This window comes from Variovorax sp. 54, from assembly GCF_002754375.1.
GTDB lineage: Bacteria > Pseudomonadota > Gammaproteobacteria > Burkholderiales > Burkholderiaceae_C > Variovorax.
On the sequence record NZ_PEFF01000001.1, the window covers coordinates 91,303 to 105,803 of the forward strand.

11 protein-coding genes are annotated in these 14,501 nt (G+C 65.7%); 2 read left to right on the forward strand and 9 right to left on the reverse strand.

Annotated features, from left to right (window positions below; genetic code table 11):
* Positions 1-95 precede the first annotated feature (95 nt).
* From infB to CLU95_RS00500, 8 genes are all read right to left on the reverse strand, one after another.
* On the reverse strand, positions 96-3,083 hold the full coding sequence (infB, locus tag CLU95_RS00465; RefSeq protein WP_099789295.1) for a translation initiation factor IF-2: 2,988 nt from the start codon (positions 3,081-3,083) through the stop codon (positions 96-98).
* A 23-nt stretch (positions 3,084-3,106) separates the two neighbouring features.
* Entirely contained in the window at positions 3,107-4,591 is a 1,485-nt protein-coding gene (gene nusA, locus CLU95_RS00470; protein WP_099789297.1) for a transcription termination factor NusA, read from the reverse strand.
* 17 nt (positions 4,592-4,608) lie between these two features.
* Positions 4,609-5,238, reverse strand: coding sequence for a ribosome maturation factor RimP (gene rimP, locus CLU95_RS00475; protein WP_099797045.1), 630 nt, complete (start codon positions 5,236-5,238; stop codon positions 4,609-4,611).
* A gap of 187 nt (positions 5,239-5,425) precedes the next feature.
* Positions 5,426-6,631 carry a YbfB/YjiJ family MFS transporter gene (locus tag CLU95_RS00480; RefSeq protein ID WP_099789299.1) on the reverse strand — a complete coding sequence of 402 codons (1,206 nt, stop codon included), beginning with the start codon at positions 6,629-6,631 and terminating at the stop codon, positions 5,426-5,428.
* Positions 6,632-6,650: 19 nt separating this feature from the next.
* Entirely contained in the window at positions 6,651-8,285 is a 1,635-nt protein-coding gene (locus CLU95_RS00485) for an ABC transporter ATP-binding protein (RefSeq protein ID WP_099797046.1), read from the reverse strand.
* Between the two features lie 5 nt (positions 8,286-8,290).
* Complete coding sequence (locus CLU95_RS00490) at positions 8,291-9,334, reverse strand: ABC transporter permease (RefSeq protein WP_099789301.1); 1,044 nt, start codon at positions 9,332-9,334, stop codon at positions 8,291-8,293.
* On the reverse strand, positions 9,327-10,340 hold the full coding sequence (locus CLU95_RS00495) for a microcin C ABC transporter permease YejB (RefSeq protein ID WP_099789303.1): 1,014 nt from the start codon (positions 10,338-10,340) through the stop codon (positions 9,327-9,329). The genes CLU95_RS00490 and CLU95_RS00495 overlap by 8 nt, the downstream gene beginning before the upstream one ends.
* 10 nt (positions 10,341-10,350) lie before the next feature.
* Entirely contained in the window at positions 10,351-12,183 is a 1,833-nt protein-coding gene (locus CLU95_RS00500; protein ID WP_099789305.1) for an extracellular solute-binding protein, read from the reverse strand.
* Between the two features lie 37 nt (positions 12,184-12,220).
* Here CLU95_RS00500 and fabI point away from each other — a divergent pair, with 37 nt between their 5' ends.
* Positions 12,221-13,003 carry an enoyl-ACP reductase FabI gene (gene fabI, locus CLU95_RS00505; protein WP_056580549.1) on the forward strand — a complete coding sequence of 261 codons (783 nt, stop codon included), beginning with the start codon at positions 12,221-12,223 and terminating at the stop codon, positions 13,001-13,003.
* A 37-nt stretch (positions 13,004-13,040) separates the two neighbouring features.
* Complete coding sequence (locus tag CLU95_RS00510; protein WP_099789307.1) at positions 13,041-13,901, forward strand: DNA ligase; 861 nt, start codon at positions 13,041-13,043, stop codon at positions 13,899-13,901.
* 31 nt (positions 13,902-13,932) lie between these two features.
* On the opposite strand, the gene CLU95_RS00515 is transcribed toward CLU95_RS00510, so the two are convergent.
* A complete protein-coding gene (locus tag CLU95_RS00515) occupies positions 13,933-14,499 on the reverse strand; it encodes a fasciclin domain-containing protein (protein ID WP_099789309.1) in 567 nt (188 codons plus the stop codon).
* Between the last annotated feature and the right edge of the window lie 2 nt (positions 14,500-14,501).

Below are 14,501 nucleotides of genomic sequence, written 5' to 3' on the forward strand. Positions count from 1 at the left end.
AAATCGGGCTCAGTGCAAGGCGCGCCGTCGCAGACAGTACTTCAGTACGGCCAGACGGCTGCAACGCGGCAATGAGCTCGATATCGTGGCGCGCGTTACAACGTACGCGCGATCTCCTTGATTTCGAAGAACTCGAGCTGATCGCCTTCTTTGATGTCGTTGTAGTTCTTGAGCTTGATACCGCACTCAAAACCTTCGCGGACTTCGCGGACATCGTCCTTCATGCGCTTGATCGAGTCGACTTCGCCGGTGTAGATCACCACGTTGTCGCGCAGCAGGCGGAAATGCGCGCTGCGGTTGACCGAGCCCGAAGTGACGTACGAGCCGGCCACGGTGCCGATCTTCGAGGCCACGAACACCGTGCGGATCTCGGCCGAGCCGATGATCTCTTCGCGGCGCTCCGGTGCCAGCATGCCCGACATCGCGACCTTGATCTCGTCGACAGCGTCGTAAATGATGCTGTAGTAGTTCAGCTGTACGCCATTGCCTTCGGCCAGCTTGCGCGCACCGGCATCGGCCCGCACGTTGAAGCCGATGACCACAGCCTTCGACGCGATCGCGAGGTTGATGTCGCTTTCGCTGATGCCGCCGACGCCGGCGTACACGATCTGCACCTTGACCTCTTCGGTCGCCAGCTTGAGCAGCGACTGGGCCAGTGCTTCCTGCGAGCCTTGCACGTCGGCCTTGATGATGATGCGCAGCGTCTGCACTTCGCCCGCCGACAGGTCGGTGAACATGTTCTGCAGGTTCGCGGCTTGCGCCTTCGCCAGCTTGGTGTTGCGGAACTTGCCGGCACGGTAGGTGGCGATTTCGCGCGCACGGCGCTCGTCGGCCATCACCATGAACTCGTCGCCCGCTTGCGGCACTTCGGTCAGACCCTGGATTTCGACCGGGATCGATGGACCTGCCGACTTGGTGGCCTTGCCGTCTTCGTCCAGCATGGCGCGCACGCGGCCATAGGTCGAGCCAGCCAGCACCACGTCGCCGGTCTTGAGCGTGCCGGACTGCACCAGCACAGTCGCGACCGGGCCGCGGCCCTTGTCGAGCTGCGCTTCGATGACCAGGCCCTTGGCAGCGGCTTCCACCGGCGCCTTGAGTTCCAGCACTTCGGCCTGCAGCAGCACCTGCTCGAGCAGGTCGTCGATGCCCTGGCCGGTCTTGGCCGACACGGGCACGAACGGCACGTCGCCGCCGTACTCTTCAGGCACGACTTCTTCGGCCACCAGTTCCTGCTTCACGCGGTCCAGGTTGGCGTCGGGCTTGTCCACCTTGTTGATGGCAACCACGATCGGCACACCCGCCGCTTTCGCGTGCTTGATGGCTTCCTTGGTCTGGGGCATGACGCCGTCGTCGGCCGCCACCACCAGGATCACGATGTCGGTGGCCTGCGCACCGCGGGCACGCATGGCGGTGAACGCCTCGTGACCCGGGGTGTCGAGGAACGACACCATGCCGCGCGCGGTTTCAACGTGGTACGCACCGATGTGCTGCGTGATGCCGCCGGCTTCGCCCGCAGCGACCTTGGCGCGACGGATGTAGTCCAGCAGCGAGGTCTTGCCGTGGTCGACGTGACCCATGACGGTCACGACCGGTGCGCGCGGCAGGGCTTCGGCCTGTTGCGCCGACACGTCCTCGTCGGTGAAGGCTTCCGGGTCGTCCAGCGCGGCAACCACCGCGTTGTGGCCCATTTCCTCCACGATGATCATCGCGGTGTCCTGGTCGAGCGACTGGTTGATGGTCGCCATCATGCCCAGCTTCATCAATTGCTTGATGACTTCCTGCGCCTTCACGGCCATCTTGTGCGCGAGCTCGGCGACCGTGATGGTCTCGGGCACATGCACTTCCAGAATGCGCGCCTCGACCGGTGCGGCCGGTGCGTGCTGCTCGTCGTGACCACCGCGGTCGTTGCCGCGACGGCCGCGCGGGCCTCCGCGCCAGTTGCCACGGCTGACACCCCCGCTGGCATCGCCGCGGGTCTTGATTTCCTTCTTCTTGGCAGGATCGCCAGCCCAACTCGACGAGAGCTTGGCGGACTTGACTTCCTTGCCGGCACCGGCAGCGGCCGGCGCTGCGGCGCCAGGGGCCGCAGGAGCACCCGGGCGGCCCGGCGGCGTGGCAGGCTTGTGCAGCGTGCCCTTGACCGTCGACTTTTCGGGTTGCGGCTTCTCGGGCGCCTTGTGCGGCACCAGCACGCGCGCCGGTGCGTTCATCATGGCGCGAATGGCTTCGGCCTCGGCGAGGGCCTTGCGGCGACGCTCGTCGAGGTCCTTGGCACGGGCGGCTTCTTCGTCGGCACGGGCCTTCGATTCGGCGGCGGCCTTGGCCTTGGCATCTTCCTTGGCCTGCGTGGCGGCGTTCTGTGCGGCCAGCTTCGTGTCGGCAGCCTGTTTTTCGGCCGCGGCAGCGGTTTCTGCGGCAGCGGCAGCGGCAGCAACAGCGGCCGGCGCGGCGGGGGCAGCCACCGGCTGCTTCGCGGCTTCCTTGGCGGATGCGGCAGCGGCTTCAGCGGCCTTCTTCTCGGCGTTGAGGCGTGCAGCTTCCTGCTCGGCCTGTTCAGCGCGCTCGGCCTTCTCTGCCTGCTCGCGTTCGCGGGCTTCGGTTTCTTCGCGCTGGCGACGCTTCTCGGCCAGCTCCTCTTCCTGGCGGCGGATCAGCTCGGCCTGGCGGCGTGCGTCTTCCTCGCGACGGGCCAGTTCGGCTTCGTCGATCTGAGGTGCGGCCGGTGCGGCGGACGTCTCGGCCGCCTGCTGCTGCGAGCCTTCGGCCGTGGCTGGATGGCCTTCATCGCGCTGGATGAAGGTGCGCTTCTTGCGCACTTCGACCTGGATGGTGCGGGCGCGACCGGTGGCGTCGGCCTGCTTGATCTCGCTGGTCGACTTCTTGGTCAGCGTGATCTTCTTGCGCTCGGGCTCGGTCGTGCCGTGGCTGGCCTTCAGGAAACCGAGCAAGCGCTGCTTGTCGGCCTCCGTGAGTGCATCGGTGGCGGCCGCTTTGGGCACGCCTGCGCTCTTGAGCTGGTCAAGCAAGGTTTCGGGAGTCTTCTTGAGCTCGTTCGCGAACTCGGCGACAGTGGTACTGGACATATTGCTTTCGTGCCTCCATACCGTCACTCTTGGCCGGCGAACCAATGTTCGCGGGCTTTCAAGATGAGGGCTTTGGCGTCATCGGCGCTCAGGCCGGTGATTTCGGTGAGTTCATCGACCGCGAGGTCGGCCAGGTCGTCACGGGTATTCACACCCGCTTCGGCCAACTGGGGAATCAGGTCGGGGTTGAGGCCTTCGAGGTCGCGCAGGTTCTGCGAAACGGTTTCGACGCCCTCTTCCTTGGCGATTTCCATGGTCAGCAGCGCATCCTTTGCACGGGCGCGCAGCTCATTGATGGTGTCTTCGTCGAAGGCCTCGATCTCAAGCATCTCGGAGATCGGCACGTAGGCCACCTCTTCGAGGCTGTTGAACCCCTCCGAAATCAGGATGTCGGCGATTTCCTCGTCGACATCGAGCTTTTCCATGAAGAGCTTGCGGCTGGTATCGGTTTCGACGGCCTGTTTCTGGGCCGACTCGTTGGCGTCCATGATGTTGATCTTCCAACCGGTGAGGTCAGAAGCCAGACGCACGTTCTGGCCGCCGCGGCCGATGGCGATCGCGAGGTTTTCCTCATCGACCACCACATCCATGGCGTGCTTTTCTTCATCGACCACGATCGACGAGACGTTGGCCGGCGCCAGGGCACCGATCACGAACTGGGCCGGGTCTTCGCTCCACAGCACGATGTCCACGCGCTCGCCAGCGAGTTCGTTGGTCACGGCGTTGACGCGGGTGCCACGCACGCCGACACAGGTGCCGATCGGGTCGACACGCTTGTCGTGCGAGAGCACGGCGATCTTGGCGCGCGAACCGGGGTCGCGGGCGCAGCTCTTGATTTCGAGCAGGCCTTGTTCGATCTCGGGCACTTCCTGGCGGAACAGCTCGATCATGAACTCGGGGGCCGAGCGCGACAGAATGATCGGCGCGCCGCGCAGCGTCAGGTCGACCTCCATGATCATGGCCCGCACGCGGTCGCCGTTGCGCAGGTTTTCCTTGGCGATCATCTCGCTGCGGCGCAGGCGGCCTTCGACGCGCCCGGCTTCCACGATGATGTCGCCCTTGTCCAGGCGCTTGACGGTGCCCACGAAGATCTTGTCGCCGCGCGACATGAAGTCGTTAAGCAGCATCTCGCGCTCGGCGTCGCGGATCTTCTGCAGGATCACCTGCTTGGCAGCCATGGCGCCGATGCGGCCGATCGGCACCGAGTCCACCGATTCCTCGATGTACTCGCCGACTTCGATGTCCGACATTTCTTCCTTGGCCTCGAACAGGAGGATTTCCTGGTCGGGCAGTTGCAGGCCGGCCTCATCGGGAACGACGTGCCAACGGCGGAAAGTTTCGTAGTCGCCGCTGTCGCGATCGACCGCCACGCGGATATCCACGTCACCCTGATGGAGCTTCTTGGTGGCTTGCGCCAGTGCGGATTCGACCGCGCCGAAGACCACGTCGCGTTCGACGTTCTTCTCGCGCGAGATCGCATCCACCAACATCAACATTTCGCGATTCATGCCACCACTCCTCTTGTTCAGTCCGGAACGTTCGTTCCGTCGTCAATATCTGAAAAACCCGGTTGGGTTTTGGCCTTGCGGCCCTTGAAATCCACAATCGGCGCGAGCCGCGCATCGCGCAGCTCGTCCAATACGAAGCCCAGCGCATGCAACGGTGCAGGCGCGCGCTTCTTGCTCACTTTTTGACCGGGCTTGGCCTTGGGCTCGTCGCTCCAGACGATCTGCCAACCCGAACCGCTTTCAGCACGCTCCAGCGTGCCGCGAAACTTCTTGCGGGTGGCCGACACCTGACCCGCCGCGGCAGCGCCCATGGGCGCCTTGAGGGTGAGGTCAATCACCGCACCCACGAATCGCCCGAAATCCTGTTCATTGCGCAAGGGGCGATCGATACCGGGCGAGGAAACCTCGAGCCGCTTGTAATCGACCGCATCGACTTCCAGCGCGAATTGCAGCTGGCGCGTGACCTTCTCGCAGTCTTCCACCGTCACGAAGGGCTCGGGCACGCCGGCCGCCACATCTTCGGAGGTGGGGGGCGTCCAGGGCAAATCAATCGTCACGCGCAGCAATCCTCCGGCCGAGCGCTCGACCTCGACCAGGTCGTAGCCGAGACCGGCCACGGTTTGTTCTACTGTTTGCTGCAATGCCACGTGTTTGAAAGCGCCTTCTGAATCAATGCCCAAGCCGCAGCACCCGCCCACCACGGATGCCACGACGCCAAATAATTGCTGCTTGAGAATGCATAGACCAAAAAAAACGGGCGGTTGGTACCCGCCCGTTTGGTCGTGAGCCTCGAATTATATGCTATTCGCGTGCATAAATGAAGGACATCGGTATTCAAACGGCCAGCGGGCGTCTGTATTTCGACCAGACCACGGCAAACAACACCGCGCCCAGCGCCAATGCGGCCGCGGCCACCAGCAAAGGCAGCTCGAAAGAGCCGGTGCGCTGCGCCAGTGGCGCCGCGAACAACGGCCCGATGATCTGCCCCACCCCGTAGGACGCCGTGGCATAGCCGATCAGCCCGGCCGCCGCGTTGCCGCGCAGCCGGCGAGCTTCCCGCATGGCGAAAAGTGTGATGGCGGTGAAAGGCATGCCGAGCAGCAGGCTGCCCAATGCAAAACCGGCAATGGTCGGCCAGGCCACCGAAAGCACGACGCCAAGTGCCTGCAACGCATAGGCGGCGGCCAGCAACAGCCGGTTGTCCCAATGCGCCGGGGCGCGGGCACCGATCAATGCGCCCGGAATGATGGCGACCCCGAACAACGGCCAGAAGAAATCCGGCCACGACGAACCTGGCAATGCCTGCCGGGCGATCACGGGCAGGAAGGTGGCAGTGATGATGTAGCCAAAGCCTGCCAGCCCATAGAGCGCGACCAGCCAGATCGCGTCGCTGCGCGCCGAGGCCGATCCGGTGGCGCCAGCGGTCGCGGCCGGGCTGGCAACCGTCCCGCCCGCCCCCGCCCCCACCCGCTCGCCATCGTCGAACACCCGCCAGATCACCGCGATCAGCACCACGGCCAGCAATCCGAGGCCGATCCAGCCCGCTTCCGAACCCCAGCGACCCAGTGCACCGCCCAGCAGCCCTGTCATGGCGATCCCGATGCCCGGCCCGGTGTAGATCACGCCGGCCAGCGCGGGCGAATTCGTCTCGGCCAGCCGGCGCAGCCCCCAACCCGAGGCGAACACGAAGACCCAGGCGCTCATCACCCCGGCCGCCGCGCGCAGCACGCCCCACCCGATGAAGCTGTGCAGCAACCCCATGCCGACCAGCAGCGCCGCCGTGGCCAGCAGGCCACCGCGCACCATGCTCGACGCCTTGATGCCGATGGCTGCGCAGCTCACCGCGCCGAAGAAATAGCCCAGGTAATTAAGAGAAGCCAAGAGGCCGCCGCCAGCCAGCTCGAGTTTTCCCTCGCTCAGCATGATGGGCAGCATGGGCGTGAAGGCAAAGCGCCCCAGGCCCATGGCCACCGCCAGCGTGACCATGCAGGCCAGTGCCGCGCGCCAGGCGCCGCGCCGGTCGCGTCCGATTCCCGACATTTTTTGCAATCTCCGTGTTTTATTCCAGCAGCGCCGCCGCCACCAGTTTCTGTGTGTAGGGATGCTCGGGAGCGTCGAGAACGCGCAGGGCTGGTCCGGATTCGAGAATCGCGCCGTCCTTCATCACGATGACCTGGTGCGCCATGGCGCGGATCACCTCGACGTCGTGCGTGATCAGCAGGTAGCTCAGCCCCCGCTCGCGCTGCAGCCGCTGCAGCAGGCCGAGCACCTGCTTCTGGATGGTCACGTCGAGCGCGCTGGTGGGCTCGTCGAGCACCAGCAGCCGCGGATCGACGATCAGCGCCCGGGCGATCGCCAGCCGCTGGCGCTGCCCGCCCGAGAACTCGTGCGGATAGCGGTCGAGCAGCGCGGGAAACTGAGCCTCGCTCAGTCCCACGTCGGCCAGCGCCGCGAGCGCGCGCACCCGGCGGGCCGCAGTGTCGAGCTCGGGTGCGTGCACGCGCAGCCCCTCGCCCACGATCTGCTCCACCGTCATGCGCGGCGAGAGTGACGAGAACGGGTCCTGGAACACCACCTGCATCGTGCGGCGCAGCGCGAGGTCGGAGGCGCGGTCCACCGCCCAGCCCTTCCCCGTCACCTGCAGTTCGCCCCGGTGCTTGAGCAGGCCGAGCGCGGCCAGTGCCAGCGTCGACTTGCCCGAGCCCGATTCGCCGACCACGCCCAGCGTCTCGCCCGGCGCAATCCGGAAATCGGCGCCCTGCACGGCGACGAACTCGCCCTTGCGGAACCAGCCTGCAAAGCCGGGGCGCGACACCGGATAGCTCACACGCAGCGCCCGCGCCTCAAGCACCGGCGGCGCCGCGCCATCGGCGGCGGCCTCGGCCACGTCGCGCGCCGGATGGCTGTCGATCAGCTTGCGGGTGTAAGCGTGTTGCGGCGCCTCGAACACCGTGCCCACCGGGCCGTGCTCGACGATGTGGCCGCGCTCCATCACCGCCACGCGGTCGGCGAAACGGCGCACCAGGTTCAGGTCGTGGGTGATGAGCAGCACGGCCATGCCGTACTTGCGCTGCAGGTCGGCCAGCAGTTCGAGGATCTGCGCGCGCACCGTGACGTCGAGCGCCGTGGTCGGCTCGTCGGCCAGCAGCAGGCGCGGCTTGCAGGCCAGCGCCATCGCGATCATCGCGCGCTGGCGCTGACCGCCCGACAGCTGGTGCGGAAACGACCTCGCCCGCCGCGCCGGCTCGGGAATGCCGGTATCGGCCAGCAGTTGGACAGAAGCCTCCTGCGCGGCGCGGGCCGACAGCCCTTCGTGCAACTCCAGCACCTCAGCGATCTGGTCGCCCACGGTGTAGAGCGCATTGAGCGCGGTCATCGGCTCCTGGAAGATCATCGCGATCTCCTTGCCACGGATGCCGCGCAGTTCGCGCTCCGGAATCGACAGCAGGTCGCGCGCACCGCGCTGATCTTGCGAACCCGACAGGGCTGCCACGCCGGCGAGATCCGCGTTCTGCACCAGCCGCAGCAGCGAGAGCGCCGTGACGGTCTTGCCCGAGCCCGACTCGCCAACCAGCGCGAGCTTTTCTCCCGCCGCAATCTGCAGGTCGATGCCGTGCACCACCGGCTTGCCGCCGAACGAGACACGCAGCCCCTTCACGTCGAGCAAGGGTTGGTTCTTCGTCGTATCGCGCATCGTCGTCATTTGTCGGCCTTCCGGGGGTCGAGCGCATCGCGCAGTGCGTCGCCCATGAAGGTCAGCAGCATCAGCGTGACGACCAGCACACAGAAGGTGGACAGCGAAATCCACCAGGCGTCGATGTTCCCCTTGCCCTGGCTCAGCAGCTCGCCGAGCGACGGCGTGCCGGGCGGAACGCCCAGGCCAAGGAAGTCGAGCGAAGTCAGCGCGAGGATGGCCGCGCTCATGCGGAACGGCAAGAAGGTGACGACCGGCACCATGCTGTTGGGCAGGATGTGACGCCACATGATCTGCAGGTTGCCCACACCGAGCGCGCGCGCGGCGCGCACGTAGTCCATCTGGCGGTTGCGCAGGAACTCGGCGCGCACGTAGTCCGACAGCCCCATCCAGCCGAACAGGCTCAGCAAGATCAGCAGCAGCGACACGCTGGGCGTGAAGATCGCGCTGAAGATGATCAGCAGGTACAGCTCGGGCATCGCGCTCCAGATCTCGATCAGGCGCTGGAAGGTCAGGTCGATCTTGCCGCCGAAGAAACCCTGCACGGCGCCGGTCGCGATGCCCAGCACCACCCCGACCACCGTGAGCGCGAGTGCGAACAGCACGCTCACACGAAAGCCGTAGATCAGCTGGGCCAGCAGGTCGCGCCCGCGCTCGTCGGTGCCCAGCAGGTTGGCGTGCGAAGGCGCCGCGGGGTTCGGCGGCTTCGAGAAATAGTTGAGCGTGGTCGGGCCGTAGCGGTTGGGCGCATACAGCGCCCAGTTGTCGCCCTGGGTGATGCGTTGCTCGATGAACGGGTCGAGGTAGTCGGCGGGCGTTTCGAAATCGCCGCCGAAGGTCTTCTCGGAATAGTCGCGCAGCACGGGGAAATAGGTCTGGCCTTCGTAGCGCACCACCAACGGCTTGTCGGTGGACAGCACATCGGCGAACAGGCTCAGCACCACCAGCGTCGAGAAGACGACCAGGCTCCAGAACCCCAGCGGGTTACGGCGAAAACGGTGCCAGGCACGGCGCCCGGGGCTCACAGACACGGCGGCGGCTTCAGTCAAACTTCACCCTCGGATCGACCCAGACGTAGCAAAGATCGGAAATGAGCTTGGTCACCAGCCCGATCAGCGTGAACAGATACAGCGTGCCCAGGAACACCGGGTAGTCGCGCCGCAGCACGCTCTCGTAGCTGAGCAGGCCCATGCCGTCGAGCGAGAACAGCGTCTCGATGAGCAGCGCGCCCGAGAAAAAAGCGCCGATGAAGGCCGTCGGAAAGCCCGTGATGATCGGGATCAGCGCATTGCGGAACACGTGCTTCCACAGCACCTGCCGCTCGGCCAGCCCTTTGGCGCGCGCCGTCAGCACGTACTGCTTGCGGATCTCCTCGAGGAAGGAGTTCTTGGTGAGCATCGCGGTGATCGCGAAGCTGCCCAACACCATGGCCGTCACCGGCAAGGTGATGTGCCACAGGTAGTCGACGATACGAGCGCCCCAGCTCAAAGACTCCCAGTTCGGCGAGGTCAGCCCGCGCAGCGGAAACCACTGCAGCTGGCCGCCGAAGATCACCAGGAGCGCCACGCCCAGCACGAAACCCGGAATGGCGTAGCCGACGAGCACCAGCAGCGTCGTGAAGAAGTCGAAGCGCGAGCCCGCGCGCACCGCCTTGGCCACCCCCAGCGGCACCGCGATGAGGTAGCTGATGAAGAAAGTCCACAGCCCCAAGCTGATCGACACCGGCAGCTTCTCCTTGATGAGCTGCCACACGTCCTTGCTCTGGAAGAAGCTCTTGCCCAGATCGAAGCGCGCGAACTGCTTGAGCATCTGCCAGAAGCGCTCGGGCGCCGGCTTGTCGAAACCGTAGAGCGCCTTGATCTCGGCCACCTGCTTGGCATCGAGCGTGCGGCCGGTGGGGCCGCCGGAGATGCGGTTCTCTTTGTTGGTGAGTTGCGAGAGCAGCTGCTCGGCCGGACCGCCCGGCACGAACTGCACGATCGCGAAATTGAGCAGCAGCACGCCGAACAGCGTGGGAATGATCAGCAGGAGGCGTCGGATCAGGTAGGCGGCCATGCGTGTTCTTCTACTTGACGCTCGGGTCGATCCACCACATTGTCAGCATCGCCGACCCCGCCAGCAGGCGCTGCGGCAAGGGCGCGTCCGGGCGGCGCAGTTTGCGCTTGTGGGCAATGAAATACTGCTTGCCGTAGTACATCGGGGTCATGTAGTGCTGGTGGAGCAAGTAGCGGTCCAGCAGCCGCGCGGCCGCCGCGAGCGAGGCGCGGTCGTGGCTGTTGACGATCACCTCGACGATCTCGTCGACCACCGGATCGCTGATGCCGCTCAAATTTTGGCTGCCCTTCTCGCTCGCCGATTTCGAGCTGAAGTCGTCGTACAGCTCGTTGCCCGGACTCGACGAGCCGCCCACAAGGCTGATGGCCATGTCGAAATCGAAGTCGTCCAGTTTCTTCTTCAGCAGGCTCGGATCGCGCAGGCGGTACTCCAGCCGGATGCCCAGCTTGCCAAGGTTGCGCGCATAGGGCGCAAGCACCACCCCTGAGCTGCGGTCTGCGATGTCGATGGTGATCACGAACGGCGTGCCGGCCTTGTCGCGCAGCGCGCCGTCGCGGTAGGTCCAGCCGGCCTCCTTCAGCAATTCTTGCGCCTTCACGAGGTTGCGCCGCAGACCGTCAGCGGTGTCGCCGCTGCTGTCGGGGCGCGGCAGCTCGCCCTGGGTGTTGTCGATGTAGCGCTGCTTGTTCTTGAGCTTGTCGATCAGCGCCTGCTCCTCGGGGCTGACCGCGGGCCGGGCCATGAGGTCATCGCTGTTCTGGAAGTAGCTCTGCGTGCGCCCGCGGCGCCCGTAGAACAGGTGGGCGTTGAGCCAGTCGAAATCGAAGGCCAGCGCCAGCGCCCTGCGCACGCGCATGTCGGCAAAGCGGGGCTGCCGCAGGTTGGGCGCCAGGCCCTGCATGCCGGTGAAGCGCCGGTGTTCGATCTCTTCCTTGACCAGTTCGCCGGAGTCGAAGCGACGTCCTTTGTAGCGACGCACCCACGCGATGATCGAGCGTTCTTCCATTGCGTCGAGCGCGCCGGCCTTGAGCGACTCTTCCTCACCGAGCGCGTCCTTGAAGTACTGGTACGACACCGTGTCGTAGTTGAACATTCCCTGGCGCACGCCAAGGTTGGCGGCCCAGTAGTCCGGGCGCCGGCGGTACGAGATGAACTTGCCGTAGTCGACCTTGTCCACCACGTACGGCCCGCTCGCGATCGGCGGCTCGGTCACGATCTGGTCGAAGGGTTTGCCCTTGCCCCAGGCGCTGGAGAACACCGGCAGCCCGCCGATGATCATGTGCAGCTCGGCGTTCTGGCGCACGAAGTCGAAACGGATGGTGCGCTCGCCCGTCACCACGGCCTCCTTGATGTCGGCCCAGTACGAGCGAAAGGTCGGCCCGGCCAGCTTGCTGCGCAAGGTGTCGAAGGAGTACTTCACGTCCTTCGCCAGCACCGGCGAGCCATCGGAAAACCGGGCCTTGGGGTTCAGTCGGAACGTGACGCTGAGACGGTCGGGCGCCAGCTGGATGTCTTCGGCCAGCAGGCCGTACTGCGAGAAGGGCTCGTCCTCGCTCGGTGTGGTCAGCGAGTCGAAAAGCAGGCCGTACTCGGAGAACACGAAGCCGTTGGCGCTGTAGCCCATGCCCACCGGCGGCACGCCGCGCAAGGTGAAGGGGTTGAGCTTGTCGAAGCCGCCGGGGGCCGACAGCGTGAGGTCGCCGCCCTTCGGCGCGTTGGGGTTCACGTAGTCGAAATGCGTGAACGACGCCGGGTACTTGGGCTCGTAACCCATGCCCAGCCCGTGCGCTGCCCACGAGGGCAGCGCCAGGAGCGTCAACATCCAGAGCAGCCAACCTCGCATGCGAGAATTCTGCCCAAGATTTTCACGAGGCAACTTCATGGGCTTTCTTTCCGGCAAGAAACTGTTGATCACCGGTGTGTTGAGCAATCGCTCCATTGCATATGGCATTGCCAAGGCCTGTCACGACCAGGGCGCGGAACTCGCCTTCAGTTATGTCGGCGAGCGATTCAAGGACCGTATCACCGAATATGCCGCAGACTTCGGCTCGAAACTGATTTTCGACTGCGACGTGAGCGACGACGCGCAGATCGACAAGCTCTTTGCCGACCTCGCCCAGACCTGGCCCACCTTCGACGGCTTCGTGCACAGCATCGGTTTCGCCACACGCGAATCGATTTCCGGCGACTTCCTGGACGGCCTCTCGCGCGAAGGCTTCAAGATCGCGCACGACATCAGTGCATACAGCTTCCCGGCCATGGCCAAGGCGGCCCTGCCCTACCTCAACGCCAAGTCGGCCCTGCTCACGCTGACCTACCTGGGCGCCGCGCGCGCGCTGCCCAACTACAACACCATGGGCCTGGCCAAGGCCTCGCTCGAAGCCTCGGTGCGCTACACCGCCGCCTCGCTCGGCCCGAAGGGCATGCGCGTGAACGGCATCAGCGCCGGCCCGATCAAGACGCTGGCAGCCAGCGGCATCAAGGGCTTCGGCAAGATGCTCGCGGCCGTGGCCGACGCCTCGCCCATCGGCCGCAACGTGACCATCGAGGAAGTCGGCAATGTGGCCGCCTTCCTGCTGAGCGACCTCGCCAGCGGCGTGACCGCCGAGATCACCTATGTGGACGGCGGCTTCAGCAACGTGGTCGGAGGCATGGCGGAGTAATTCGCACCCTCGGGCGCCCCACTCCAGTGCAATCACCGTGTTGAACCGACGCTCCCTCCTCCTGTTCGCGGGACTGGGCGCGGCCCTCCCCGGCCGTGCCGTGTTCGCGCGCGCCGCCGCGCCCGCCCTGATGCTGGCCGAGGTGTACCGCCCTGGCATGTCGCTCGCGGGCTACTGGGTCAGCGAGAAGTTCGACGGCGTGCGCGGTTACTGGGACGGCCAGAAGCTCTGGACCCGCGGCGGCGAGCCCGTCGTGGCGCCCATCTGGTTCACCGCCTCGCTGCCCAAGCAGCCGCTCGACGGCGAACTGTGGGCGGGGCGTGGACGCTTCAACCACGCGATGTCCACCGTGCGCAGCCAGACGCCCAATGACCCCGCCTGGCAGGAAATCCGCTTCATGGTGTTCGACCTCCCGGCCCAGGGCGGCGACTTCAACACCCGCCTTGCAGTGTTGCGCAAGCTGCTGCCGATCACCGACGCGCCGTGGGTCATGCCCGTGCCGCAGCAGCCCGCGACGACACACGAGGACCTGCAGGCACTGCTCGACAAGACCGTGAAGATGGGCGGCGAAGGCCTGATGCTGCACCGGGGCAGCTCGCTCTACCGCGGCGAACGCAACAACGACCTGCTCAAGGTCAAGCCCTATGAAGACGCCGAGGCGCGGGTCGTCGCGCACGTCGGCGGCAAGGGCAAGCACGGCGGCCGGCTCGGCGCGCTCGTGGTCGAAACCCCCGAGGGCAAACGCCTCAAGCTCGGCACCGGATTCACCGACGCCGAACGCGAAGATCCGCCGGCCATCGGCACCTGGGTCACCTATCGCTACAACGGACTCAACCCGGGCGGGTTGCCGCGCTTCGCGCGCTTCATGCGCGTGCGCGACGACATGCCGACACGCTAGGGACAAGCCCGCGTCAGCGGGCAAGTGCCGCTCACTTGGGCAGCAGCACCTTGTCGACCACGTGGATCACGCCGTTCGACTGGTAGACGTTGGGGATCGTGACCGTCGCGGTGCCGCCCTTCTCGTCCGTGATCGTGAGCTTGCTGCCCGCCATCTTGGCCCACAGCATGCCGCCGGCCACGGTCTTGAGTTCGGCGGTGCCTTTCCCGGCCTTGATCTCCTTCTTGAGCTCGGCCGCATCGAGCTTGCCCGACACCACGTGGTAGGTCAGCACGCCTGTGAGCGTGGCCTTGTTCTCGGGCTTGAGCAGCGTGTCCACGGTGCCGGCCGGCAGCCCATCGAAGGCCGCATTGGTCGGCGCGAACACGGTGAACGGACCCGCCCCCTTGAGCGTGTCGACCAGGCCCGCGGCCTTGACCGCGGCCACCAGCGTGGTGTGATCCTTGGAGTTGACCGCGTTGTCGATGATGTCCTTGGTCGGCAGCATCGGCGCACCGCCGACCATGACCGAAGCGGCAACGGCGGAGAAGGCACCGGCCGAAAGCGCGATGGCGAGTGCCACACCCGCCATGCGGCGGTGTTGAGAAAAACGGATCATTG

Coding starts and splice junctions, on each gene's coding strand:
- infB (WP_099789295.1), bottom strand. CDS start 3,083: ATGTCCAGTACCACTGTCGCCGAGTTCGCGAACGAGCTCAAGAAGACT.
- nusA (WP_099789297.1), bottom strand. CDS start 4,591: ATGAATCGCGAAATGTTGATGTTGGTGGATGCGATCTCGCGCGAGAAG.
- CLU95_RS00480 (WP_099789299.1), bottom strand. CDS start 6,631: ATGTCGGGAATCGGACGCGACCGGCGCGGCGCCTGGCGCGCGGCACTG.
- CLU95_RS00485 (WP_099797046.1), bottom strand. CDS start 8,285: ATGCGCGATACGACGAAGAACCAACCCTTGCTCGACGTGAAGGGGCTG.
- CLU95_RS00495 (WP_099789303.1), bottom strand. CDS start 10,340: ATGGCCGCCTACCTGATCCGACGCCTCCTGCTGATCATTCCCACGCTG.
- CLU95_RS00500 (WP_099789305.1), bottom strand. CDS start 12,183: ATGCGAGGTTGGCTGCTCTGGATGTTGACGCTCCTGGCGCTGCCCTCG.
- fabI (WP_056580549.1), top strand. CDS start 12,221: ATGGGCTTTCTTTCCGGCAAGAAACTGTTGATCACCGGTGTGTTGAGC.
- CLU95_RS00515 (WP_099789309.1), bottom strand. CDS start 14,499: ATGATCCGTTTTTCTCAACACCGCCGCATGGCGGGTGTGGCACTCGCC.